The organism is Streptomyces mirabilis, assembly GCF_039503195.1.
GTDB classification, from domain to species: Bacteria; Actinomycetota; Actinomycetes; order Streptomycetales; family Streptomycetaceae; genus Streptomyces; species Streptomyces mirabilis_D.
On the sequence record NZ_JBCJKP010000001.1, the window covers coordinates 9,457,383 to 9,483,276 of the forward strand.

Sequence of the window (25,894 nt, forward strand, 5' to 3'; positions counted from 1 at the left end):
GTTCCGGTGTGGGCCCGTACACCTCTCCGGCCCGCACCAGCGTGATGGTGCAGTTCCCCGGCGGCTACGTGGCCGAACTCCACCAGGGCGACGACCGCTGATCCTCGGTAGCAGCCGCCGCCCTGGGCGATGACTGTCACAGTCCTCGCCCAGGGCGGCACATCGCTCTCCGCCCCGACTACTCGACGGTTGCTGCCTGAGAAGTGGGCTTCAGCCGCAGGATGCGGGTGGCGGCAAAGGGCATCAGGTCGTGGTGCCGGTCCGGCAGGGCGATCACCAGGGCGCTGTCCGGCAGGGCGAGGCGGACACCCGTCAGCATCCGTACCGCCGTTCGGACGTCGAGGCCGGCCGTCGGTTCGTCGAGCAGGAGGACCGCGGGTGCCCGCAGGACCGCTCTCGCGATCACCAGTCGGCGTCGCTGGCCCTGAGAGAGAGCACTGCCCAGCGGGCCCGTCGGGGTGTGGAGGGGGAGCTGCTCCAGGGCCGCGGCCGCCAGCGCGGCCCGGAGCGTGTCGTCGTCCGCGCCGGGGGCGGCCTGTCGCAGGTTCTCGGCGATGGTCGCTTCGGCGATCCAGTCTTCCGCCTCGACGAGGGTGAGCGTATCGGCGATCGCGCCGGCGGGCAGGGACTCGATGGGCACGCCACCGAGGAGCACCGCGCCGGGGGCGGCAGGGGTGATGCGTCCCGCCAGAGTCTCCAACACGGTGCTCTTCCCACTGCCGTTGGGCCCGGTGACCACAACGACGCTGCGGGGCGCGATCACGGCGGACCACAGGGTGCGGTCTTCGCCTACGCCCACGGGCACCTCGTGGGCCACCAGGGCACTTTTCGGCCCGGCGAGCTGCGGCGTCGCAGGGGATGCGGTCCTCGGCCCCTCTGGGAGCGTGCGGCCGGCCAGATCCGTCAGCCGTAGGGCGGAGTCGGTTGCCAGGCCCTGGTCGCGGAGTACCTGAGGGAGCGTCTCCATCAGTTCGTAGGCTGCCGCGACCAGCAGCACCTCGCCGATGGAGTCGGCGGCCGGCTGGGTGGACACAGGACCGGACAGGGCCAGGAGCAGCACCGCCGTCTGGCCGGCCATGGCGAGCAGCCGCAGCCGGAGCCGGGTCCGGCGCATCACCGACGCGGCCGCGGCCTCGGCCCGCCGGGCCCGGCCGAGCGCTTGCGCGACCTGATCGCGGACCAGATCGACCGCGTCCAGGCAGCGCAGTTCCGGAAGTGCGGAGCGCCCACTGAGCAGCGCGGTGCGTGCACTGGCCCACGCATCCGCGGCCGTCTGCTGATGGCCGCGGGTCCGCCGCTCGGCGGCCACTGCCGTGGCTGCGGACAGCGCGAGCAGCAGCAGTTCGGCCGCGCCTGCCGGCGGACTCGCCACCAGGAGCAGAGTGACGACGACGGTGGCGGTCAGGCCGATGCCGGCCAGCGGCGGGACGACCTGGCCGGCCATCCCGCCCACCGCGCCGACGTCGCTGGTGAGCCGGGTCATCAGGGCGCCGTCACGTTGGTTGCGCAGTTCGCGCGCCGGCACGGTGGTCGCGGTGCGGACCAGTCGTGAGCGCAGCGAGACGGTCGCGCCGAGCAGGGCGCCATGGCTGACCAGGCGCTCCGAGTAGCGCAGACCGGTGCGGCCCAGGGCGAGCGCGCGGACCGTCCCCGAGGGGTACATCCACGACCAGGTGGTGTTCGCCTGTGCGGTGACCACCGCGCAGGAGGTGAGGAACCAGCCGGACACGCCCAACAGGCCGGCGGCGCAGAGTTCGGCGGTCCCGGCGAGCACCGCCGCGAACAGCAGGTCGCGCCGTACCCCGCGGTCCGCCGCCGTCCACAGCAGTCTGAACGCGGTCACACTGTCTCCCTGATCCGGGACACCCGTCCCTGGTTCAACCGAACGATGTCGTCGGCGATTTCGAGCAGTGCCGGGCTGTGTGTCGTGAGCAGCACGGTGCGGCTGCGCGAAAGTGTCCGAATGGCGGCGATGACGCGGGCCTCGCCGTCCGGGTCCAGATGGGCCGTGGGTTCGTCCAGGCACAGCAGTGGCGTGTCGCGGAGCAGCGCGCGGACCAGTACCAGCTGCTGCATCTGTCCGGAGGACAGTCCCCAGCCGCGCTCCCCGACTCGGGTCGCCAGGCCCTGGGGGAGTGCGGCCAGTAGGTCCTCGAAGCCCAGTGCCGCGAATGCCGCGGTCAGTTGCTCGTCGTCGGCGTAACGGCGGGCCAGCAGCAAGTTGTCGCGGAGCGTTCCCGGGAGGAGGTAGGAGGGCTGGCCGGCCCACGCTGTCAGAGCGGGTGAGGCGGGCAGGACTTCGGAACCGGTGGTGTGCAGGCACCGCCCGTGGTCCGGTTCGCGCAGGCCTGCCGCAACGGAGAGCAGGGTGGTCTTGCCGGCGCCGCTGGGCCCGCCGATGGCCACGATCGAACCCGGCCGAACAGTCAGGGTGACGCTGTCCAGGGCCGCTTCGTCGCGACCCGGGTATCGAACCCCGACGTCGTCCAGGATCACACCGGCCGGACCCGGCCGACTCGGACGGTGCGAGGCGGGTACTCGCGCCGGGGGACCGTCGACCGCCGCGGCCGGAGCGTGGTCGACGATCTCCGAGAGCAGCTCGGCCGCCGCGGCCGCCTCGGCACGGGCGTGGTAGCCGCGGGCGAGTTCCCGGGCGGGGGCGAAGTACGGCGGTGTCAGGACGAGCACGAACAGCGCGGTGCCCAGACTCATGCTGGACGGGACCACCGGCAGGTCGAGGTAGCCGAGCAGGGCGAGCCCGCAGTACGTCGCGACGACAGCCATGGCCACCGTGATGAGGAGCTCGATCCAGGCGGTCGAAAGGAAGGCCACCCGCAGTACGGTCTGGGTGCGCCCGGCCAGTTCCCTGTCGGCTGCTTCGGTTGCCCGTACCGCTTCCTCGCCGGCCCCGAGGCCGACAAGTGTGGGCAGTCCGCGCAGTTGGTCCAGCAGGTGGGTGCTCAGCGTCCGGGTTGCGGTGAGCTGGGCGTGCACGGCGGCGCGGGTGCCCAGGCCGATCACCTTCAGGTTGAACGGCAAAAGCGGGGTCGCCAGCACCAGCATCAGCGCCACGGCCCAACTGCCGGCCGTGACGGCGGCCAGGACGATGCCGCTGCCCAGCAGCATCGCCCGCCGGGCGGGGACGTACGTCGTCAACCACTGGTTCAGCCTGCCCACCTCGCTGTCGAGCGCCTCACCGAGAGCGGCGTCGGACATCTCCGCGCCGGGCACGCCGACTGCCGGAAGGGCGCCCAGGAGAAGGCGGGCACGCAGGTGGTCCTGGACGGCGGCCGCTCCCTCGTCGGCGACCCGGTCGGCCGCCGCCAGCAGGACCGCGCGCAGCAGCAGACCCGCGGCGACCAGCGCCGTACCGGAGAGCACCGGAGCCAGGGCAACGCCCCCGTGCGGGGCGCGCAGGGCGGCCTGGGCCGCCCTGCCCAGCCCAGCGGCCCACAGGACATGGCCCGCGGCCGCGAGTCCCCGCAGTGTGCCGGCTCGCCGGAACGCCGGTTCGCCGGCTGCTGCCCATGCGGTCAGCAGCCCGGCTGTCCGCTGCTGACCTTCGTCGTCCCGGCCGAGCCGGGCGAGCTGGTCGGGGATGTCGGTCACTTCTCGGCTGCCTGGAGGTTGAAATCACCTGCGGCTGCGGAGCGGCGGTCGGACCGGATCCAGAGGGCGAGTGCGGTGACGGAGAAGACGGCGACACCGGCTGGGTCGATCCAGGCGCGCACGCCACCGAAGATGTCCTGGGAGACGGCGGCCACCGCGACGGCCAGGAGGGTCAGAAGCACGCGCCGGACGACGACGGCCGCCCACGGACCGTCTTCCGTGGCCGACGCCACCGCCGTGGGCCGCTCCGCGGCAGTCGTGCTGTCGGACGGGACCGCCGCTTCGGTGCCGGCCGTTGGCTGGGCGAACTTCCCGCGGAAGACCCACCACGCGTAGATGTTGTAGGTGAGGACGACCGGCATGCACCCGCCCACCCCGATGAGCAGGAACAGCTGTGAACCGTGCGGGCTGGCCGCGGCGTGCACGGTCAGGCCGGGCGGGACGACGACGGGTGCGGTGGCGGCGACGATCGCGAGCAGCCCTGCGGCCTCCGTACCGGCCACGGCGACGAACGGACGCCAGTCCGGCCGGCGGCCGAAGCCGTACCAGGCGATCGAGGCACAGACCACCGCCACCGCCACCGCGAGCCCGAACAGGGTCGCGCGGAGCGGCTGGTCGAAGCGCAGATGCTGCGGGTCGGCGACGCGGAGCCCGAATCCCAGGACCAGGCCGGCCGCCGCGACCGCCACGAGCAGCGGCCGGCCCAGGCGGCCCGCGCGGTCGTGGGCGGTGCCCGTGGTCTTGTCCTGCAGCCATGCGGCACCTGCCAGCAGGTAGACGGCCACCAGCCCCAGGGCGCACAGCATGCTGTAGGGCGTCAGCCAGTCCCGGGTGCCCCCGGTGAACACCCCGCCGCGGTGGGGCAGTCCAGACAGGACGCCTCCGGCCACGAGGCCCTGGCACACAGTGGCCACCAGGGACGAGATTCCGAAGACGAGGCCCCAGCCGCGCCGATAGTCGGGGGCGGCGCTCTGCAGCTCTATGGCCGTGCCGCGCAGCACGATCGCCAGCAGCATGACCACGAGCGGCAGGTAGACGCCCGGCAGCACGGTGGCGTAGACACCGGGCAGGCCCGCCCACAGAGCCACGCCCGCCAGGATGATCCAGCTCTCGTTGGCGTCCCAGGCGGTCGCGATCAGTTCGTTGTACTCCTTGCGCCGCTGGTCGCTGCGGTCGAACAGGCTCAGGATGCCGATGCCCAGGTCGTAACCGTCGAGCAGCACATAGGCGCCGAGTGCGAGCAGGACCAAGCCGTATGACGCGTACTCAAGCATGGCTGACCTCCGGGGGGTGGACAGTGGTGTCGGCGTCGGTCACCAGGTGCTCGGGGCCGGTCCGCACCGTGCGGACGATGGAGCGGATCCACAGCCCGAGCAGGAGCGCGTAGACGGTGACGAAGCCGATGAGGCTCGCGAGCGCCGCGCCGAGGGAGAGGTGCGAAACGGCTTCACTGGTCCGGATCAGGCCGTAGACGACCCAGGGCTGCCGGCCCGTCTCCGCGGTGATCCAGCCGCCGCTGATGGCCACGACACCGGCGGGGGCCATCCAGACCATCAGCCGGAGAAACCGCCGGGCCGTGTACAGCCTGCCGCGCAGCCGCAACACCAGCCCGGCGAAGGCCATGCCGAACATCGCCAGCGCGGTGAAGTACATCGCCCGGAAGCCGTAGAAGGCGGACCACATGTTGGGGCGGTCGTCCTTCGGTGTCTGCAGCAGTCCGGGGACTTCCGCCTTTCCGGACAGGTCCTTGCCGATGACGGCGCCCAGGTGCGGTATCTCGACATGGACCTTGTTCTCGCCCTTGTCCGTGTCGGGCACCACGAGCAGGTTGTAGCCGTTGTTGTCGGTCTTCCAGTTGCCCTCGAAGGCTTCGAGTTTCGCGGGCTGGTGTGCACCCATGAACGCGGCGGTGGCATCGCCCACGTACAGCTGTACGGGCATCAGGACCGCCAGCACCCCGAGAGCGATCGACAGCGTGCGACGCGCGAAGGGCAGCGCTCGCCGCTTGACCAGGTACCAGGCGGCGATCCCGCCGATGAACCAACCGGCACTGATCAGTACCGCCAACAGAATGTGCGGGTACCGGTAGGAGAACGCCGGGTTGAACAACACATGCCACCAGTTGCTCGCCCGGAACTGGCCGTTGACCTCGGTGAACCCCACGGGGTCCTGCATCCAGCTGTTGGCGGAGAGGATCCACGTCGTGGACAGCAGCGTGCCGACGACGAGCATCCAGCAGGCCAACGCCATGGTCCGGGGACGCACCCGGCCGTCGCCGTACAGCATGATGCCGATGAACCCGGCCTCCAGGAAGAAGGCCGTGATGACCTCCATTCCGATCGTGACACCGAGGATCGGGCCGACCGCGTGAGCGTAGCTTCCCCAGTTGAGACCGAATTCGAAGGTCATGACGGTTCCGGCGACTACTCCGAGGCCGAATCCGACGGCGAATATCTTCTTCCAGAAGCGGAATATCTGAAGGTACAGCGGATTTCCGGTCTTGAGGTGGGCCGTGTACATCACGGCCAGAAAGACGGAGAGTCCGACAGTCAGCGCGGGAAAGCTCATGTGAAAGACCGCGGTGATGGCGAACTGCCATCGCGAGATCTCCACCACTGCGGGCGAGGCCACGGGGTCTCCTCTGGTCGATTCGGGTCGGTCCGGCAGCCCTGGCGGAATTGCCTACGAGGTTGGGCCCTCCGGCGGTGACACCACGACAGGCGCGAGGCCCCGTGGGCGTGAACGACGACCGAACTCCTCCGCTAGTAGCGGCTTGTAGCGGTCGGCATTTCGTCCCGGCGTTTCCCCGGCTTCCGAGGCCACCGTAGGGCCGGCCGGTGGACACCCTTTGCCCCTGTGCGCATCGCTCGTGTCCCCGCAGCGCACTTCGCGGGACGCAGCGCGGCCGCAGTTCGCTTCCGGACCGAAGACAGTGCACCGCCGGGCAACAGGGGTACGCCGGAGCGCCCTACGGTGAGCACCGGCTATGCCCCCACGGCGCCTGAGACATTGCCGGATGCGAGGCGCCCGCGTCCTCGATCCGGTATGGACCAGCATGAGTACTGCACCGTCACCGAAAGACCGTCCTGAGCCGGATTCTCCCTGGGCCCCGCTCGCGGCGCGCGTCTTCCGCGCGCTGTGGATAGCGCAACTGGTTTCCAACATCGGCAGTTGGATGCAGACGGTGGGCGCCCAGTGGCTGCTGGTCGGGCACGGCGCTGCGCTGGTAACGCTCGTCCAGACCGCCTCCAGTCTCCCCGTTGTGCTGCTGGCCCTGCCCTCGGGCGTGCTGGCAGACCGCTACGACCGTCGTACGGTGCTGCTGGTCGCCCAGTTCGCCATGCTCGCCGTCTCCACCGCGCTGACCGTCCTGGCGTTCGCGGACGCGCTCACCCCGGAGCTGCTGCTCGGCCTCACCTTCCTGTTGGGATGCGGCACCGCGCTGATGGGCCCGGCCTGGCAGGCGATCCAGCCGGAGCTCGTGGAGCGCCGCCAGTTGGGACAGGCGGCCGCGCTCGGCGCCGTGAACATGAATCTGGCACGCGCCGTCGGTCCGGCACTCGGCGGAGCGGTGGTCGCGGCGGCGGGCGCGGGCTGGGTATTCGCCTTCAACGCCGCGTCCTACCTCGGTATCGCAGCCGTTCTCACGCTGTGGCGGCGGCCCCGGACCCTAGTGCCCACGGCTCAGGGCGAGAAGCTCCTGACGGCTCTGCACGCGGGCCGTCGCTACGTGTGGTACGCGCCCGGAGTCCGCCGAGTCCTGCTGCGTACGCTGCTGTTCATACCCGGCGGCGCCGCGCTGTGGTCACTGCTTCCCCTGGTCGCGAGCCGTTCCCTGGGCCTGGGCTCGGGAGGGTACGGGCTGCTGCTCGGCGCGGTCGGTGCCGGAGCCGTCGGCGGGGCCTTCGTACTGCCTGCCGTCCGCCGCGCTCTCGGCGCCAACGGCACTCTGGCCGCGGGGGCCCTCGTCTTCGCCGCCGTGCTCGCGGTGCTGGCCACCACCCGGCTCCCCTGGCTCGCGGTGGGCGCGCTACTGCCCGCCGGACTGGCCTGGATCGGCGTACTGTCCACCCTCAACACGGCCCTCCAGACGCGGCTGCCCGGCTGGGTCAGGGCCCGGGGACTCGCCGTCTACCTCCTGGTCTTCCAGGGCGGGCAGGCACTGGCGGCACCCCTGTGGGGCGCGCTGGCCGATGGGCTGGGCCTGACCGTCTCGCTCCTGGTCGGCAGCGGGCTGCTCGTGGCCGGCGCGGTGACCGTGCGCCGCTGGCCGCTGCACGGCACGGACGCCATCGATCCGACTCCGTCCGACCACTGGCCGGTTCCGCCCCTGCTGTTCGAGCCCGGACCCGCCGACGGCCCCGTGCTGGTCTCCGTCGCCTACCGGGTCGGCCCCGGGAACAGAGCCGCCTTCACCGACTGCATGGACAATGTGGCCCGCTCGCGCCGCCGCACGGGAGCCCTCACCTGGGGCCTCTACCAGGACGGCAACGATCCGGAGCGATTCATCGAGAACTACCTGGTCGCCTCATGGGCGGAGCACCTCGCCCAGCACCACAGCCGGATCACGGCCACCGACCGCCGTCACGAAGAACGGGCCCGCCGCCTGCTCGTACCGGGCACCGTCCCGGAGGTGACCCATGCCTTCGATGCCGCCGAGGGTCCTGTCGTGCCCGAGACAGAGACTGGCGCCACCGCCGCCGACCAGGTCAAGCCCGACGCCCCGCTCGGCAACACGCCATAGTGAACACCGGCGGTCTCAGAGGCCGAGCTCCAGGCGCATCTCAGTCCTGCCTGTCGGTGAGCTCGTCGAGGACACGGTCCAAGTCGACGTGAAGGCTCTCGGCCCCCGGGGGCACGAGTGAGACCGTCCGTCGCAGGAACGCGGCGACCGCGGACGCCGCGATGTCGACCTGCGCCACACCGGCGCCCGACCTCAACACAATGCGTACGGAGACGGGATGGCAGCGATGCGGGGGAATCACCAGCACGTCTCCGGTGCCGGTGGGCCGGTGCAGGCCTTCCGTGAGCAGCGAGCGGGCGAACACCCAGTCCACGGGTCTGGCCGCGGGCGCGCCGATGGAGAGTCGGACGGCGTAGGGGTCGCTCATGTCGTAGTGCAGCTCCGCGGGCAGCGGCGTCGACAGCTCGTTCGGAACGCTCACGAGTACCGTCACCATGCACATGACCGACGGAATGTCGAAATCGCCCGCCACGGCGGCGGCGCCGAAGCTGGCGGTCACCGCGTATGAACGGTCTCCAGCCACATCAGGACTTCTGGGGTCACGGGGTCGGCCAGGTCGGCGAACTCGCCGTGCTTCTTGAGGAACTTCGCCACGTAGGGGCAGACCGGCACGATGCGTTTCCCGGCGGCGCGTGTGTCGGTCAGCGCCTGCTGGACGAGCAGCGAGGCCAGGCCCTGACCGGCGAAGGCGTCGTCGATCTCGGTGTGGTAGAAGACGCGCTGGTCATCGCGGTCAAGGTAGGCGGTGAGGCCGGCGGTTTCGCCGGCGACCAGGATTTCGTAGTGGTGTTTGGCGTCCACTCGCCGGACGGTCGGAGCGGCGGCGTGCTGTGTCATCTGGGGCCCTTCAGCGGCGCATCGGGTTCCTGCGCGACGAGTTGGTGGCATACGGAGGGGCAGGCGCGAGAAATCGGTCGCTGACGAGAGGCTAGCCGTGCAGATTCGGTGGCTCCTTCTCGAGGCCGAGATCACGGTCCACGTCGTAGCCGACCGGCCCCTCGGTCGGCGTGGGGTGCCCGATGTCGGAACCCAGGTCGAAGGCGGCCGTGCCGATGGCGTCGGCCAGCTCCTCTTCCTCGCGTCGGCTTTCGACCTGCTCGTGATGCCTGGCCAGCCGCTCCGCCAGATTCCGGATGTGCCCGTGCTGCGGATCCGAGTTCGATTCGTCCTTGCTCATGGCAAGCTCCTCCTGCTGGTGCCCTGGCTCGGGACGGTTGCCGCTGCCCCTGCCGGACACACCTTCGTCGGTCAGGGGCGCGGAAGGTTCCGCAGGTTTGTCCGTGCCAGATGGATCATCCGCCCCACTCCTCCGCTGAGGACGGTCCGGCTGGCGGACAGGGCGAAGCCGGTCACCTGTTCAGAGGTGATCTTGGGGGGTACTGCAAGGGCGTTGGGGTCGGTGACCACATCGACCAGTGCCGGCCCTTCGTGAGCGAAGGCCTCGCGCAGGGCGTCGCGCACGTCCCCGGGCTTGTCGACCCGGATGCCGCGTGCGCCGGCGGCGGTGGCGATGGCCGCGTAGTCGGTGTGCGGGTAACCGGTGCCGTACGGAGGGAGACCGTCGACCATCATCTCCAGGTCGACCATGCCCAGGGACGAGTTGTTGAAGACGACCACCTTCACCGGCAGGCCGTACTGGACGAGGGTCAGGAAGTCGCCCATCAGCATGGAGAACCCGCCGTCGCCCGAGAGGGAGACCACCTGTCGGCCGCGGTCGAGGAACTGCGCGCCGATGGCCTGGGGCAGTGCGTTGGCCATCGAGCCGTGGACGAACGACCCGAGGATACGGCGGCGTCCGTTCGGCGTCAGATACCGGGCGGCCCAGACGCAGCACATGCCGGTGTCCACGGTGAACACCGCGTCGTCGGCGGCCTCCTCGTCCAGCACGGACGCCACGTACTCGGGGTGGATCGGAATGTGCTTCTCGACCTTGCGCGTGTAGGCGCTCACGGCGCCTTCGAGCGCGTGCAGGTGACGGTCCAGCATGCGGTCGAGGAACCGGCGGGACGGCTTCTCCCGAACCTCCGGGGTCAGGCACTTGAGCGTCTCGCGGACGTCCCCCCACACCGCGAGGTCCAAGTGCGTTCGCCGGCCCAGCCGTTCGGGCTGGATGTCGACCTGGACGGTCCGCACGTCGCGGGGCAGGAACTCCGTGTAGGGGAAGTCGGTGCCCAGGAGCAGCAGCAGGTCGCACTCGTGCATCGCCTGGTAGGCGGCGCCGTATCCCAGGAGTCCGGACATCCCGACGTCGTACGGATTGTCGTACTGGATGTGCTCCTTGCCGCGCAGCGCGTGGCCCACCGGGGCCTTGACCTTCTCGGCGAAGGCCATCACCTCCGCATGGGCACCCTCGACGCCCCGGCCGCAGAAGACCGTCACCTTCTTCGCGGCGTCCACGAGCTGGACCAGACGCGCCAGTTCCTCGTCGCCGGGACGGACGGCGGGCCGATCCAGCGGAATCGCGAGTTCGGCGCCGGTGTCCGGGGATTCCTGGGAGGCGATGTCCCCGGGCATGGCCACGACCGACACGCCTCGCCTGCCGACCGCGTGCTGGATCGCCGTCTGCACCACACGGGGCATCTGGTGGCGCGAGGAAACCAGTTCCGAGTAGTGACTGCACTCTTCGAACAACCGGTCCGGATGTGTCTCCTGGAAGTACCCGGTGCCGATCTCGCTGCTGGGGATCTGCGCGGCCAGCGCGAGCACCGGTGCCATCGAACGGTGTGCGTCGAACAGGCCGTTGACCAGGTGTAGATTGCCCGGGCCGCAGGATCCCGCGCACGCGGCCAGCCGGCCGGTGAGCTGTGCCTCGGCGCCGGCGGCGAAGGCGGCGACCTCCTCGTGCCGGACCTGGACCCATTCGAGGGCGTCGTGCCGCCTGACCGCGTCGACGACCGGGTTCAGGCTGTCGCCGACGACGCCGTACAGCCGGCGCACCCCGGCGCGGGCCAGGAGGTCGACGTACTGCTCGGCAACGGTCTGCTGGGGCATGACTCTCCTCGAAGTGCTCTGTCCTGAGTCCCCCGTCAGGCTAGGAGGCGCCGCTCCGGCGGCTTGCCCGCCAGCGCACGGCTCGGTGCCCGACAGCGCACTCGTCCCGGCTCTCCGGTCGCCGGGTTCCTTGGCGGACCTTGGCCCGTGCGCTCCCGGACAAGCCGCTCCGCGACTGGGTCCTAGGTTCCAGTGCAGGGATCCGCCGCCCCTGCGGCCTGAGGTGACGGCAGGGCCGCGCCCTGCGCTCCGCCCGTCCCCTTCGACTTCACGAGCGAGTACCCATGACGGAACTGACAGGCATCACTCACCACACCGCCGAACTCGACGGAATCAAGCAGCACTGGGTCAGCGCGGGGCAGGGGCCGCCGGTCTACCTGCTCCACGGCTTCCCCGAGACCTGGTACGGCTTGGCGGAAACAGATTCCCGTACTGGCCGGGCAGTTCATCGTGATCGCACCGGACCTTCGCGGCTACGGCGACACGGACAAGCCGGCGTCCGGCTCTGACAAGCGGACCATGGCCAACGATCTCGTCGCGTTGATGGACCACCTGGGGCATGAGCGGATCGTGCTGATCGGCCACGACCGCGGGGCCCATGTCGGCACCAGGTTCGCCAAGGACCATCGCGACCGGATCGACCGGTTCGTGGCCATGGACAACATCCCTACCCGGATCGTGGCGGACACGTACGACGCGACGCTCGCCCGGCAGGGCTACTGGTTCTTCACCTTCCTCGGTGTGCCCGACCTGCCTGAGGCGTTGATCGCGGGCCGCGAGGAGATCTGGCTGACCCACTTCTACCGCAGGCTCAGCTTCGGCTGGCGGGAGGGGCCGTAGATGCCCGGTACGAGCGCGTCGGGGTCGCTGCCCCAGGCGCAGGCCGACGTCGAACCGTCCAGGGCGGCGGGCGTCTCCTCGCCGGCCGGAAGGGTGCAGCGCCCCAGTTGTGCGTCGGTGAGGTGCGGGACGGCCGAGGAGTCGGCGGTGGCCGTGGTCGGTGACGACGATTGTGAGCGTCCAGTCCTCCTGCGGGTGCGTGACTAGCTCGCGCACCGCCGCGAGCAGGCGGCCGGGGCGGGCGTCGGCGCGTGTGGCCGCGACCTACCTGGTACTCCGCGTCGCGGCCCAGGACCTGGCCGCTCGCGTCGACCGCACCGAGGCAGACGTCCTCAGACGGTTGCGGACTGGTACCGGCAGGCACCACCGTGCTCTTCCATGCTCGTCCACTCCGGCAGGCACATGCGGCCGGACGCCGGGGGCAGTGCCGGACCGGCCGCCTTCGGCGCCGTCGCCACGTCCGCGCAGCGCGCCGCGGGCGGCCGTTGCGCTCGCCGGCAGCGCACCGAAGCGTGGGCCGTGGTACTTCGTGTGGACCCGGTGCCTTTTGAGGTTGCCCAACTCTGGCTCGATGCTGGCCATTTTGTGCACCCGGACTTGCCGACGCCTTGACGATCCGTTTCCTGGACGTTCAGCCAGCCGCCTGTGTCTGCGTTGTGTGCCGTCCCTAAGGTCCCTGAGTGTTTCGGAGGAAGGGGCTCATGGACACACCTCTCGCAGTTCAGGCTCGCGGGATCACCAAGTGTTTCGGTGACGTCGTGGCACTCGACGGCGTCGATCTGGACGTGGCACAGGGCCAGATCCACGGCCTGGTCGGACCGAACGGCGCCGGCAAGACGACGCTGCTCGGTCTCCTGCTGGGCCTGGCCGTCGCCGACAGCGGCCACCTCGAGATCCTGGGCACACCGCTCAGGCGCGCGCTCGCCGCCCCCGACGGCGTCGCCGGCTTCGTGGACGGACCCGGCCTCTACCCCTCGCTCACCGCCCGGCAGAACCTCGCCGCACTGGCTGCTCTGCGAGGCCACGACGCACGGACGGCGGGAGTCGACGACGTGCTCGACCAGGTCGGGCTCACCGATGTCGCCGACGACCAGGCCCGCGGTTTCTCCCTCGGCATGCGCCAGCGGCTCGGACTCGCGGCCGCCCTGCTCACCAAGCCCCGGCTGCTCGTGCTCGACGAACCCTCCAACGGCCTCGACCCGGCCGGCAAAAGACACGTACACGGTGTCCTCACCCGGCTCGCCGCGGACGGGACCAGCGTCGTGCTCTCCAGCCACCGCATGGACGACCTCCAGGCGCTGTGCTCCGAGGCCACCATCCTCGCCACCGGACGGGTCGTCTTCTCCGGCCCGCTGAGCAAGCTGGCCGCCGAGAACCGTGAACTCGACTACCGGCTGCTCACCTCCGACCCGCAGGCCGCCCGCCGGCTGGCCCTCGATGCGGCCGCAATCCGCGTCGTCGACGACACCGGGACACGCCACGACGCCGAGGCACTCGTCGTACGCGCACCGGTGGCCGCCCTCGACGAACTGGTGGTGCGGCTCGTACAGGCGGGCATCGCGCTGCGCGAGCTCGCCCCCCTGGTGTCGCCGCTCGAGGCGGCGTTCCTCGCCCTCACCGAGCAGAAGGAGACCGGCCGGTGACCGCGACCCTCACCCACGACAACGTTGCCGCGGCCCGCCGCGTCTCCGTTCCGCGCGCCTACCGCTTCGAGCTGGTCAAACTCGTCTCGCAATGGCGGATCCGGCTGCTGGTCCTCGCCTGCTGGATCGCGCCGGCGCTCTTCGTCGCCGCGGTGAGCCAGCAGAGCACACTCCCCTCCGACACCCTCTTCGGCCGCTGGATGCACGCCACCGGGTGGGCCGGCACGCTGGTGATGCTCGGCTTCGCGGGCACCTGGGCGCTCCCGCTGCTGACCTCGGTGGTCGCCGGCGACGTGTTCGCCTCCGAGGACCGGCTCGGCACCTGGCGCCACCTGCTCGTGGCGGTCCGCTCACCCCGGCGGATCTTCGCGGCGAAGGCACTGGCCAGCCTCACCGTCATCCTGCTGCTCGTGGCCGGACTGGCCGCATCCAGCACGGCCGGCGGGATCGTCGCGGTCGGCAACCGGCCGCTGGCAGGCCTCGACGGCCACCTGCTGAGCCCGGCGGACGCCGCAGGCAAGGTCCTGCTCGCCTGGATCTGCGTCCTCGCCCCGACGCTGGCCCTCGCCGCGATCGGACTGCTCGGGTCCGTCACTTTGGGGCGCTCCCCGATGGGACTGCTGCTGCCCGCGCTCGTCGCGCTCGCGATGCAGCTCGCCCAGATGATGCCGCTGCCCGTCGCCGTACGCCTCGCCCTGCCCAGCTACGCCTTCATCGCCTGGAACGGCCTGTTCACCAGCCCCATGCAGCTCGGCCCGCTCCTGATCGGCATCGGGGTCAGCCTGCTGTGGACTGTGACCGCGACCGCGCTGGCCTACGTGCTTTTCCTGCGGCGCGACTTCACCAACCCGACCTACGACGGCTCGGGGCGCCGCGCGGTCACCGCCGCAGGCCTGCCGCTCGCCGCTCTGGTCTCCGTCACGGTCGCGGTGCTCGCCTCGGCGAGCGGGGCCTCGGGCTCCGGGATCGAGCAGGACAAAGTGCAGCGCTCGGTTGCCACGGCGTTCGCCCACCTCTATCGCCTGCAGACCGAGCAGCTCAACCGCCCCGCCGTCACAGAAGCGCAGTTGAAAGCCACGGCGACGTGCGACAAGGGCAGCGTCAAGGTCGCCGCCGAGGGGCCGGGCAACGACTGGCGCTGCGTCGTGTCCTGGCATCTGCCCGGCATCGACGTCGTGGGGACGGCGATCTACCAGCTCGACCTCACACCTGACGGTCGTTTCATGGCCGACGGCGACGGACCGAAGGAAGTCAACGGCTACTTCCTGGTCCGCACCCCGACCGGGGACGCACCCAACCCGCTGTGGCAGTTCGACGGCAACGTCGACCTGCTCGCCACCCCGAAGGGATAACTCCATGCAGGTAGCACGGCAGCGTCGGAGCAACGAGAAGGAACAGATCAACCTCTTTGGCAGACGCTTCGGCCGCCGGAGCACTCTGGTAGCGGCGGGCATCGCTGTGGCCCTCGCTGTCACGGGCACCGCCGTTGCCTCGACGAGCCAGTTCGCCACCCAGCAGGTCGGCCAGGTCACCGCCAACGGCCAGGTCATCTCGAGCGACCAGTACATCGCCCCGTACGGCAGCCGCACCGTCATCAACAACGGCAAGATCATGTCGTCCGCGGTCAGCCCGGACGGGAGCCATCTCGCGGCCTCGGTCACCGACGGCGATGCGTCGCTGGTCGTCATGGACCTCAAGACCGGGCAGGTGCAGCAGCGCGTGGGCACCGCCTCGACGGACGACCTGCGCATCACGAGCGGCGCCGTCGGCCAGGAGGGCCCGACGTACTCGCCGGACGGTTCGCAGCTGTGGCTGGGCCAGAGCGACGGCTACACCAAGTTCACCGTGAACCCGGACGGCACCCTCTCCGGCCCGACGACCATCTCGATCCCGGCCGACGGCTCCAAGCACGCACTCGTGGGTGCCGCGGTGTTCTCGGCGGACGGCTCCACCGTGTACGGCGCGGTCAACGGCCAGAACCGGGTGGCCGCCATCGACGCGGCGACCGGGACCATCAAGCAGAGCTGGGCCGTTGGCAACGCACCCCGTGGCATCGCCATGGTCGGCAACAAGCTCTACGTCAGCAACGAGGGCGGGCGCCCGGCCAAGGCCGGCGACACCACGATCAACTCCTACGGCACCCAGGTTCCGGCCAACCCGCAGACCGGTGCCACCACCACCGGCACGGTCAGCGTCATCGACCTGGCGGACCCGACCGCAACCGTCGGGAGCATCGACGTCGGTCTGCACCCGACGGCTCTGTACGCCAAGAACGGGGCGGTGTTCGTCACCAACACCGCCGACAACAACGTGTCGGTCATCGACACCCGCAAGAACAAGGTCGTGCAGACCATCGCCACCCAGCCGTGGCCGGAGGCGTCGGTGGGCTACGAGCCCAACGCGGTGACGCTCACCGACGACGGCCGTCTGCTGGTGACGCTCGGCCGCGCCAACGCCGTCGCCGTCTACCGCTACAAGTCCCCGCAGGAGCCCGCCAGTTACGTCGGCCTGCTCCCGACGGACTACTTCCCCGCGGAGATCACCACCGTGGGCAAGAAGGTGATCGTCTCCAACACCCGCGGTATCGACGCCCGCCGCCCCACCAGCAAGGCCGGGCACGGCACCCACGACACCACGTCGAGCCTGACGCAGTTCACGCTGCCGGACGACAGCGTCATCAGGTCCCAGACGGGCAAGGTCTTCCAACAGAACGGCTGGACGCGGGGCTCGGTCTCGCTGGCCCATGGCAAGGGCGACCAGAAGCAGGTGCCGGTCCCGGCGCGGCTCGGCGCCCCCTCGACGATCAAGCACGTCTTCATGATCGTCAAGGAGAACCGGACCTACGACCAGGTCTTCGGTGACATGCCGCAGGGCAACGGCGACCCGTCGGTGACGCAGTTCGGCGAGAACGTGACGCCGAACCAGCACGCGCTGGCCTCGCAGTTCGGGCTGTACGACAACACCTACGACATCGGCACGAACTCCGCCGAGGGTCACAACTGGCTGATGCAGGCCGACGACCCGGAGTACACCGAGTCCTCGGCCGGTGAGTACACGCGCAGCTACGACACCGAGGACGACGTTCTGGGCCACCAGAAGTCCGGCTTCATCTGGACCGGTGCGCAGGCGGCCGGGAAGTCCGTCAAGGACTTCGGCGAGTTCCAGTCGTTCGAGAGCAAGCCGGCCGGCGCGTCCTGGCAGAACCTGTACTGCGACACCAAGAACATGGAGGCGACCGGGCAGAACACCGCCTACCCCATCCAAACGGGTTCGGCGATCCCGTCGCTCAACAAGGTGTCGGTGCCCGGCTTCCCGCTGTTCGACACCAGCGTCCCGGACGTCTACAAGGAGCAGATCTGGAAGCAGGACTTCGAGAAGAACGGTCCGGCGAACCTGAACATGTTCTGGCTCTCCAACGACCACACCGGTGGCCCGGCGAACGCGGCCGCCCAGGTCGCGGACAACGACCTCGCGGTCGGCCGGATGGTCGATGAGATCTCGCACAGCAAGTACTGGAAGGACTCGGCGATCTTCGTCGTCGAGGACGACTCCCAGGCCGGCCTGGACCACGTCGACGGGCACCGTGCCCCCATCCAGATCATCAGCCCCTGGGCCCAGCACGCCACCGTCGACAGCCACTACTACTCGCAGATCACGATGATCCGGACCATCGAGCAGATTCTCGGGATCCACCCGATGAACCAGAAGGACAGCGCGGCCAGCCCGATGCGCGGGGCGTTCACCCGGCACCCCGACTTCACGCCGTTCAAGGCACTGCCCAACCGGACCTCGCTGACCGACGGCCTGAAGACCCCGCCCGCCTGCGGCGTGGACACCCCGGCACCGCAGGACCCCAGCGCGGCGCCCGTGCCCTCGGCCAAGGTGCCGGCGGCCAAGCGGGCACTCGCGGCGACGTGGGAGGAGTGGAAGACGCACCAGCGGCTGACCGGACCGGGCGCCATTCCCGACTTCGCGAACCCCGCACAGATGAACCACTTCACCTGGTACCAGACCCACGGATGGACCAAGCCCTACCCCGGCGAGAGCAAGATCTTCGCGCCCAAGGACGTCCCGGGCGCCTACATCCCCTCCTCGGAGTCCGACGGCTGACGCAGACTCACCGCGTCAAGGGGCCCTTGGCCGGCGTCACCGCCGGCCAGGGGCCCTTTCCGTCCCCTGTACGGCCCATACAGGAGCGCCGCCTCGGAACGCGAGCCGCCTCTCCTGCCGCGGCCAGGAGAGCGCCGTGACGGATGCCGGATTCCGGACGACGATCCGCCGGCAACCCCAACGGCCCCTCGTCCAGGTTGCGTCGGTACGAGCCGTACACACCTCCCGCCCCCACCCGGCAGCTCGGGCACAGGCCCCGCCCACCAGGGCGCGGCGCCGGCCGCGCCGAGGCCCGCAACAGCAGGGGGGCAACAAGACATTGCGCCTCCGCCGCCCGGTTCCAGGGCGCTGAAACCATCGTGAAACCGTGCTGAATGCGCCGTGCCGCAACCTCCTCGGCATGACGACAACGACCTCGCACTCACTCGCCATCGCGGCCCAGGGGCTGCGCAAGGCCTACGGCGACAAGACGGTCCTCGACGGCATCGACCTGGCGGTGCCGGCCGGCACGGTCTTCTCCCTGCTCGGCCCGAACGGCGCCGGCAAGACCACCGCCGTGAAGATCCTCTCCACCCTCATCACCGCCGACGCCGGCGAGCTGCGGGTCGGCGGCCACGACCTCGCCGCCGACCCCCAGGCCGTACGGGCCGCGATCGGCGTCACCGGACAGTTCTCCGCCGTCGACGGCCTGATCACCGGAGAGGAGAACATGCTCCTCATGGCGGACCTGCACCATCTCTCCCGCAGCGAGGGCCGCCGCACCGCCGCCGAACTACTGGAGCGCTTCGACCTCACCGAGGCCGCGAAGAAGCCCGCCTCCACCTACTCCGGCGGCATGAAGCGCCGCCTCGACCTCGCCATGACGCTGGTCGGCGACCCGAGGATCATCTTCCTCGACGAGCCGACCACCGGCCTCGACCCGCGCAGCCGCCACAACATGTGGCAGATCATCCGCGAGCTCGTCTCCGACGGCGTCACCGTCTTCCTCACCACCCAGTACCTGGACGAGGCCGACGAACTAGCCGACCGCATCGCGGTGTTGAACGACGGCAAGATCGCCGCCGAAGGCAGTGCCGAGGAGCTGAAGCGGCTCATCCCCGGCGGCCACGTCCGGCTCCGCTTCACCGACCCCGCCGCCTACCAGTCCGCCGCCGTCGCCCTGCGCGAGGTCACCCGCGACGACGAGGCACTGGCGCTGCAGATCCCCAGCGACGGCAGCCAGCGCGAACTGCGCGCCATCCTCGACTGGCTCGACTCCACCGGCATCGAGGCGGACGAGCTGACCGTGCACACCCCCGACCTCGACGACGTGTTCTTCGCCCTGACCGGCCCCACCACCGGCCCCACCACCATCCCCACCCAGCCCACGCAGCCGAACCAGTCCAAGGAGAACGTCCGATGAGCGCCCTCTCCGTCGCCGTCCGCGACTCGAACACCATGCTGCGCCGCAACCTCCTGCACGCGCGCCGCTACCCGTCCCTCACCCTGAACCTGCTGCTCACCCCGATCATGCTGCTGCTGCTCTTCGTCTACATCTTCGGCGACGTGATGAGCACGGGCATCGGCGGCGCCGACCGCTCCGACTACATCGCCTACATCGTCCCGGGCATCCTGATGATGACCATCGGCGGCACCGTCATCGGGACCGCGGTGTCCGTCGCCACCGACATGAACGAGGGCATCATCGCCCGCTTCCGCACGATGGCCATCCACCGCGGGTCCGTGCTCGTCGGGCACGTCGTCGGCAGCGTGCTGCAGTGCATCGCCAGCGTGGTCCTCGTCGGCGCCGTCGCCGTCGCCATCGGCTTCCGGTCCACGGGCGCAACCGCCCTGGAATGGCTGGCGGCGTTCGGCCTGCTCGCGCTGTTCGCCCTGGCACTCACCTGGATCGCCGTCGGGATGGGCATGGCCAGCCCGAACGCCGAGGCGGCCAGCAACAGCGCACAGCCGCTGATCCTCCTGCCGCTCATCTCCAGCGCCTTCATCCCGGCCGACACGATGCCGGGCTGGTTCCAGCCGATCGCCGAGTACCAGCCGTTCACCCCGGCCATCGAGACCCTGCGCGGCCTGCTGCTCGGCACCGAGATCGGCAACAACGGGTGGATCGCCATCGCCTGGTGCGTCGGCCTGACCGTGCTCGGCTACCGCTGGTCGACGGCGTCCTTCAACCGCGACCCGAAGTAGCCGCCATGACAGCGCGGGCCGCTTCCCGCAACTCGTCCCGCTCCAGGGCGGCGTACTCCGACAGCGCGTCGGTGTACGCCGCCCTGTCGGCGTCTTCCGCCGCCTTCCGGGCGCGGTCCGCCGACATCGTCGGCTGGAACTCGCGCATCACCCCCAGCCGTTCGGCCAGCGCGATCATCCGTACGGCACTCGTGTCGCCGGACGCGAGCCCGGCCATGCCAAGGGCGTGCAACACCGTGCCGAGCAAGGGGAGTTCGGAGGGCGAGCCGACCGGATCGCGCAGCAGCGTCCACAGCCGCTGCCGCAGCCGGTCGACCACCTGCGCGACCAGCCCGAGCCGGCCGGCGTGCGCGTGCGCCGTCACCGCCACCGACTGGATCAGGAACGCCCACGGGTCGAGCCGGGCGTCGCCGCCGCGCAGCGAGCCGGCCGCGAGCATCCGCTCCACAGCACCGCGCCACAGGCCCAGCCCGACCTCCGTCAGCCCGCGGGCGAGCGCGATCTCGGCGCGCCCGCCGAGGTCGGGCCGGTAGAAGTCGTCCTCCTGCGCGGTGTTGTCACTCTCCGCCTGCCGCAGCCAGTCCTCCGCCTCGTCGGTCTCGCCGCGCTGCAGACAGGCGAGAACCAGGAGCGAGCGGATGCTGATGTAGTCCTGCCCGTCCCCGAGCCGCGGCAGCACCTTGAGCGCCGCCAGGAGATGCTCGTACGCCTCCTCGCCCCGCGCCGTCCGCAGACACAGCTCGCTCAGCCGGGAATGCACCATCAGCTGCACGGACGGATTGTCGACCGCCGCCAGTCCGGCGACCGCCCGCCGTGCCGAGACGAGCGCGCGGTCGATGTCGTGCTCGAACTCCCAGACGTAGCAGGCGACGCACTCGGCGATGCCGGAGAGCAACGGCTGCGCGCTGCCGCCGTCGCCCTCGCCCTCGCCCTCGCCCTCGCCCTCGCCCTCGCAGAGCCTCCGCAGCACGTCGTAGCCGGGAGGCCGTATCTCGGGGACCGCGCTCAGGACGATCGCGGTGGCACGCATCAGCGTGTCCGGCGGGGCCGGAGGCAGCCGCCGCAGGGTGACGAGCTGGCGCACGGCGCGCGGGCCGGGGCCCATGAACACGGTCGCCGTGCCCAACACCGCGGCGGTGCGGGCGACTTCGACGTACTCGGGCTCGGGACGGTAGTGCGACAGCGGCGGCCCGGTGTCCGCGGCGAGGGCGGCGAGGCGGGGAAAACTGGTCCCGGTGGACCACAGACTGGCGAGGACGGCGGTGACGGCGGCAATGGCGGGGTGGTCCGTACGGGCCAGGGCATGGCGCAGCGCCAGCACGAGGTTGTCCTGCTCGGCCTTGATCCGCTCCCAGGCGGCCTGCGCATCCGAGCCGAAGAGCGCGTCGTGGTACGCGACCCCGAAGTCCCGCGCCCACGCGAGGAACCGGCCCACGGCCTCCTCGTCCCCGCCCGCCTCCGCACGCCGGGCCGCGCTGAACTCCCGTACGGTCTCCAGCATCCGGAACCGCACCCCGGCCGGAGTCTCGGCGACGGTGAGCAGCGACTGACCGGCCAACTGTTCAAGGAGCAACAGCGCATCCTCGCCGAGGACCCGCTCCGCCGCGTCACCGCCGAAACCGCCGGGGAACACGGACAGCGTGCGCAGCGCCGCCCGGGCGTCCTGCGCAAGCAGGTTCCAGCTCCACTCCACGACCGCGTGCAGCGTGCGGTGACGCTCCGGCATGCCCCGCACCCCGCCGCGCAGCAGCGCGAACCGGTCACCGAGGCGGCGGGCGATCTCCGGCACCGACAGCACCCGTACCCGAGCCGCGGCCAGCTCCACGGCGAGCGGCAGCCCGTCGAGGTGACGGCACAGCCCGGCCACCGCGTCCGGCGGCAGCTCCACGCCGGGCCGCGCCGCCCGGGCCCGCTGCGTGAACAGCTCGACGGAGATGCCGAGACCCAGCTCCGGCAGCGCGTACACCGCCTCCGACGTCAGGCCCAGCGGGGCCCGACTGGTGGCCAGCACCCGCAGGTCCTTCGAGGACGAGACCAGCGCCTGTACGAGGCCGGCGGCACCGGCGATGACCTGCTCACAGTTGTCGAGGACCAGCAGCGCGGACCCGGAGCCGAGCACACCGAGGATGCCGGACACCGGGTCGTGACCGCGCACGGCGCCGGGCCGCCCCTCGCCGGCGCCGAGCGCTGACGCCACCTCCGCGGCCACGTCCTCGTCCGCCGTGACACCGGCGAGCGGCACGAAATACACCACGCGCTGCTCGGCGCGGCGGCTGACGGCGTGCGCGAGCCGGGTCTTGCCGAGGCCGCCGGGGCCGACGACGGTGACGGCGCGGGAGGTCCGCAGCAGCCGCTCCACCGCCGCGACGTCCTCGTCCCGGCCCAGCAGCGGGTTCGGCTCGTGCGGCACACCATGCCGGACCACGGGCGACTCGCCGCGCAGCAGCTCCTGCTGTACGGCCTTGAGCCCGGCGCCCGGATCCGTGCCCAGCGTCTCGCGCAGCTCACGCCGGTACGCCTCGTACCGCATCAGGGCGGCGGACGGCCCCGCCGTCGCCGCCTCACCGCGCAGCAGCTCGGCGAGCACTTCCTCGTCCCGCGGATGCTCCGCGGCGGCCACGGCCAGCGGCCCGGCCGCCTCCGCGTGCCGCCCCAGCCGGGCGAGCGCGAGCGCCCGCGCGCGTACGAGCGCGCCGCGGACCGGGGCGCGCTCGGCGCGCAGCGCGGCCACGGGGTCGTCGGGGCTGCCGGTCCCGTCAGGAGTGCCCTCCCACAGCGCGAGCCCGGCCTCGGCCGCGGCCAGCGATCCCGCGTGGTCCCCGGCCCTGGCCCGCTCCGCGCCGGCGGCGGCGTGCAGCAGCAGGGCGGAGCTGTCGACCTGGTCCTCGGCGAGCGCGAGCCGGTATCCGGCCGGTGTGCTCGCGAGGACGCCGGCGCCCAGCTGCGCCCGCGCCCTGGACACGAGGACCTGCACCGCCTTTCCCGGCCGCTCCGGCAGCTCGTCCGGCCACAGCCCGGCCACCAGCCGCTCGGTGCTGCAGCCCGTGCGCAAGTCGCCCGCGAGCAGCGCGAGGAGACCGCGGAGCCGGGGCGCGGTGACCTCCTGCCCGCGATAGGCGACACGTGGCAGCAGGGTCAGGTCGGTGGTCACCCGTGCAGATTAGCCAAGGCGCCGGCCGCGGGAACGCCCACCTCGGGCCGAACTCCCGCCGCCCGTGCGGCCCTGCCCCCCGCGCGCCCCCGCCGGGGCGGCTGCCGCAGCCGCGCCGACCGTTCCCGCCCCCCCGCGCCGACCGTTCCTGCCTCCGCGCGCCGACCGTTCCCGCGCCCGTGGGCCGCTGCTCCTGCCCCTGCGGGCCGACTGATCCCGGTCGTGGCGGCCGGCCGTCCTGCTCGGCCTTCGCGCCGGCCGAGTTCGATGAGCGACTCTTCTCCGCTTCCGCGACCTCCGTCTCGGCGACCACGTCGTAGCGGGCGGCGACGATCTGGCTGCGGGAGGCGAAGCCGCGGCGGCCTCCGGTGAACGCGTGGCCGGCGAAGCCGAAGAGCGCACCGAAGATCGCGCCGTAGAACAGGCCGCTGATCGTCAGCACCAGGACGTGGGGGTTGCCCGCGGCGAACAGCGACAGGAGCAGGCCGATGAGCACGTCTTCCCGCCTGCCAGGCAGCCCGCCCACCCGACCCCATCAAGCCCCGCCGCTGAGAAGGCTCACACTCCGTGGGACCGACGCCCGCAGTTCCCTCACCAAGGCGCGCACGACAGCGGATCCGGCCAGTTCGGAAGTGGTGACATAGCCGACCTGGCGGGTCGGGCGCTCGGGGCCGAGATCAGTGATCCCGACCGAATCCGGTGCCCCGACCAGGGACAGCGCCGGCATGATCGCCATTCCGTGGCCCGCGCTCACCAAGGAGAGCACCGCTCCGTCGTCCTCGGCCTCGACGGTTGCCTTCGGGATCCAGTCCTGTGCAGCCCACCAGCCGCGGGTGTACGAGCCACAGTTCTCGGCCCAGTCGACCAGCGGCAGCGAGCGCGGGGCAGCATGACCCGTCGCGTGCACCAGCGCATACGGCTCTTCAAGGAGCCCGCTCGCGACCAGACCAGGCGGAAGCGGCACGGAGCCGCCCAGCGTGGCGATGGCGATGTCGGCCTTCCCGTCGGCCACTTCGCCCGCGGTGCCGCGCCCCACCTCGCGCACGATCCGCACCTGCGGCTCGATCCCGGGGTACCGGGCGCGCAGCCGCTCCAGGACGGCCGGCAGCAGGTGGAGAGCCGCGCTGCGAAAAGCCGCGATCCGCAGCGGCCCCTGCGCAGCACCGGGCCGGGCCGCGCCGCGCGCCTCGGCGGTCAGGACGTCCAGGAGGCGCAGGACGCGGCGGGCATACGCGACGGCCTGCTCTCCGGCAGGGGTGGGGCGGGCGCCGGTGCGGCCGCGTTCGAAGAGAACCGCACCGATCCTGCGCTCGCTGCCGCGCACCGAGTGGGAGACCGCCGACTGGGTCAGACCGAGTGTGCCGGCCGCGGCCGAGAAGCCGCCGCTGTCCGCGACCGCCACCAGGACGCGCAGTTCCTGCGGGGTGAGATCGGAGTCGGTCGTGCGGGTCACGGGGGCGCTCACCTCGACGTATGAGAACTGCTCATGGAACGGTGTGTCGCATGAGCCCAACCGGCTGCCCGGGGGGCGCATTCCCGCCCTACGGTCCGGGCATGAACGAGACCGCGCTCACCGTCCACCAGACCGCCCGCCCCCACGGCCTTCCCACCGCCGGGCACTTCGCCTTCGTCGAGTCCGCACTTCCCGGCCCCGCGGCCGGCAGCGCGCTCGTGGAAAACCTCTACTGGTCCGTCGACCCCTACCACCGCGAGATGATGGACGACGTGCCCGGCGGCTTCGCGCTCGGCGCACCGCTGGAGGGCCGCACCATCGGGCGGGTCATCGCCTCGCGCGCGCCCCGGCTGACCGAGGGCGAGATCGTGTTCCACCGGCAGGGCTGGCGCACGCACGCGGTGGTCACGCCCGAGGAGATCCGGCAGCTGCCCCGCTTCGACAAGGTGCCCCTGACCGCGTACTTGAGCGCACTCGGCGGCACCGGCCTGACCGCCTATGTGGGCCTGACCCGGATCGCCCGGCTCCGGGAGGGGGAGGACCTGTTCGTGTCGGCCGCCGCGGGCGGGGTCGGCACGGCGACCGGGCGGTTCGCCAGACTGCTGGGCGCCGGACGGCTCGTGGGCAGCGCGGGCTCGGCGGCGAAGGCCGCCCACCTCACGCGGGAGGTGGGCTATGACGCCGTCTTCGACTACCACGACGGGCCCGCCGCCGACCTGCTCGGCAAGGCCGCGCCGGGCGGCATCGACGTGTTCGTCGACAACGTCGGCGGCGCCCAGCTGGCCGCGGCGGTGGGAGCGCTGCGGGAGTTCGGGCGTATCGTCCGCGTCGGCACGATCAGCCAGTACAACGCCCCCGACGCGCCGCCACCGCGCTTCAACTACGCGGACATCGTGGAGAAGAGCCTGCGCATGGAGGGCTTCCTGGTCAGCAACTACCGTGACACGCAGGAGGAGTTGTACGAGTTCGCGGTGCCGCATCTGCAGAGCGGCCGGCTCGCTCTGGACGAGACGGTGGTTGACGGCTTCGAACACATCGTGGACGCGTTCCTGGGCATGCTGCGCGGCGAGAACACCGGAAAGATCATCGTACGAGACCGCACGCAAGCCCACCCGTAAACCGACACCCAAACTCCGGTGTCATGACGTGAATCCGTACCCCCAGTTCAC

The 25,894-nt window shown here is 71.2% G+C and carries 18 protein-coding genes; 8 read left to right on the plus strand and 10 right to left on the minus strand.

What is annotated here, in order from left to right:
* Nucleotides 1-178: 178 nt before the first annotated feature.
* From AAFF41_RS42890 to AAFF41_RS42905, 4 genes are read right to left on the minus strand one after another with little or no spacing between them, the layout of a single operon-like run.
* Entirely contained in the window at nt 179-1,843 is a 1,665-nt protein-coding gene (locus tag AAFF41_RS42890) for an ATP-binding cassette domain-containing protein (RefSeq protein ID WP_319754153.1), read from the minus strand.
* Nucleotides 1,840-3,609, minus strand: coding sequence for an ABC transporter ATP-binding protein/permease (locus AAFF41_RS42895; RefSeq protein WP_319754154.1), 1,770 nt, complete (start codon nt 3,607-3,609; stop codon nt 1,840-1,842). Before AAFF41_RS42895 ends, AAFF41_RS42890 begins: the two co-directional genes overlap by 4 nt.
* A complete protein-coding gene (locus AAFF41_RS42900) occupies nt 3,606-4,883 on the minus strand; it encodes a cytochrome d ubiquinol oxidase subunit II (protein ID WP_343325763.1) in 1,278 nt (425 codons plus the stop codon). Before AAFF41_RS42900 ends, AAFF41_RS42895 begins: the two co-directional genes overlap by 4 nt.
* Complete coding sequence (locus tag AAFF41_RS42905; protein ID WP_319754157.1) at nt 4,876-6,240, minus strand: cytochrome ubiquinol oxidase subunit I; 1,365 nt, start codon at nt 6,238-6,240, stop codon at nt 4,876-4,878. The genes AAFF41_RS42900 and AAFF41_RS42905 overlap by 8 nt, the downstream gene beginning before the upstream one ends.
* Nucleotides 6,241-6,664: 424 nt before the next feature.
* Here AAFF41_RS42905 and AAFF41_RS42910 point away from each other — a divergent pair, with 424 nt between their 5' ends.
* Nucleotides 6,665-8,353 (plus strand): MFS transporter, encoded by a 1,689-nt coding sequence (locus tag AAFF41_RS42910; RefSeq protein WP_319754158.1) that lies wholly within the window; start codon nt 6,665-6,667, stop codon nt 8,351-8,353.
* Nucleotides 8,354-8,393: 40 nt separating this feature from the next.
* Here AAFF41_RS42910 and AAFF41_RS42915 read toward each other — a convergent pair whose 3' ends face one another.
* From AAFF41_RS42915 to AAFF41_RS42930, 4 genes are all read right to left on the minus strand, one after another.
* The gene (locus AAFF41_RS42915; RefSeq protein ID WP_319754159.1) at nt 8,394-8,852 is read right to left on the minus strand and encodes an SsgA family sporulation/cell division regulator; all 459 of its coding nucleotides are present in this window, start codon (nt 8,850-8,852) and stop codon (nt 8,394-8,396) included.
* Nucleotides 8,849-9,190 (minus strand): GNAT family N-acetyltransferase, encoded by a 342-nt coding sequence (locus AAFF41_RS42920; RefSeq protein WP_319754160.1) that lies wholly within the window; start codon nt 9,188-9,190, stop codon nt 8,849-8,851. Before AAFF41_RS42920 ends, AAFF41_RS42915 begins: the two co-directional genes overlap by 4 nt.
* A gap of 91 nt (nt 9,191-9,281) precedes the next feature.
* Nucleotides 9,282-9,530 (minus strand): hypothetical protein, encoded by a 249-nt coding sequence (locus AAFF41_RS42925; RefSeq protein WP_319754161.1) that lies wholly within the window; start codon nt 9,528-9,530, stop codon nt 9,282-9,284.
* A 71-nt stretch (nt 9,531-9,601) separates the two neighbouring features.
* Entirely contained in the window at nt 9,602-11,344 is a 1,743-nt protein-coding gene (locus tag AAFF41_RS42930; RefSeq protein ID WP_319754162.1) for a pyruvate dehydrogenase, read from the minus strand.
* A gap of 450 nt (nt 11,345-11,794) precedes the next feature.
* Between AAFF41_RS42930 and AAFF41_RS42935 the strand changes: the two genes are divergently transcribed.
* From AAFF41_RS42935 to AAFF41_RS42960, 6 genes are all read left to right on the plus strand, one after another.
* Nucleotides 11,795-12,184, plus strand: a complete 390-nt coding sequence (locus AAFF41_RS42935) for an alpha/beta fold hydrolase (protein WP_343325764.1) — start codon at nt 11,795-11,797, stop codon at nt 12,182-12,184.
* A 701-nt stretch (nt 12,185-12,885) separates the two neighbouring features.
* Entirely contained in the window at nt 12,886-13,827 is a 942-nt protein-coding gene (locus tag AAFF41_RS42940; protein WP_319754164.1) for an ABC transporter ATP-binding protein, read from the plus strand.
* On the plus strand, nt 13,824-15,179 hold the full coding sequence (locus AAFF41_RS42945) for an ABC transporter permease (protein ID WP_343325765.1): 1,356 nt from the start codon (nt 13,824-13,826) through the stop codon (nt 15,177-15,179). Before AAFF41_RS42940 ends, AAFF41_RS42945 begins: the two co-directional genes overlap by 4 nt.
* A gap of 4 nt (nt 15,180-15,183) precedes the next feature.
* On the plus strand, nt 15,184-17,937 hold the full coding sequence (locus tag AAFF41_RS42950) for a bifunctional YncE family protein/alkaline phosphatase family protein (RefSeq protein WP_343325766.1): 2,754 nt from the start codon (nt 15,184-15,186) through the stop codon (nt 17,935-17,937).
* A gap of 400 nt (nt 17,938-18,337) precedes the next feature.
* Nucleotides 18,338-19,339 (plus strand): ATP-binding cassette domain-containing protein, encoded by a 1,002-nt coding sequence (locus AAFF41_RS42955; protein ID WP_319754352.1) that lies wholly within the window; start codon nt 18,338-18,340, stop codon nt 19,337-19,339.
* Entirely contained in the window at nt 19,336-20,121 is a 786-nt protein-coding gene (locus AAFF41_RS42960) for an ABC transporter permease (protein ID WP_319754353.1), read from the plus strand. Before AAFF41_RS42955 ends, AAFF41_RS42960 begins: the two co-directional genes overlap by 4 nt.
* Here AAFF41_RS42960 and AAFF41_RS42965 read toward each other — a convergent pair.
* Together AAFF41_RS42965 and AAFF41_RS42970 are read right to left on the minus strand one after the other, a co-directional pair.
* Nucleotides 20,102-23,272 (minus strand): ATP-binding protein, encoded by a 3,171-nt coding sequence (locus tag AAFF41_RS42965; protein WP_343325767.1) that lies wholly within the window; start codon nt 23,270-23,272, stop codon nt 20,102-20,104. The genes AAFF41_RS42960 and AAFF41_RS42965 overlap by 20 nt on opposite strands.
* Nucleotides 23,273-23,807: 535 nt before the next feature.
* Entirely contained in the window at nt 23,808-24,725 is a 918-nt protein-coding gene (locus tag AAFF41_RS42970; protein ID WP_343325768.1) for a LysR family transcriptional regulator, read from the minus strand.
* A gap of 101 nt (nt 24,726-24,826) precedes the next feature.
* On the opposite strand from AAFF41_RS42970, the gene AAFF41_RS42975 reads away from it, so the two are divergent.
* Nucleotides 24,827-25,843: an NADP-dependent oxidoreductase gene (locus AAFF41_RS42975; protein WP_319754358.1), complete on the plus strand. Its 1,017-nt coding sequence runs from the start codon at nt 24,827-24,829 to the stop codon at nt 25,841-25,843.
* The last annotated feature ends 51 nt before the right edge of the window (nt 25,844-25,894 follow it).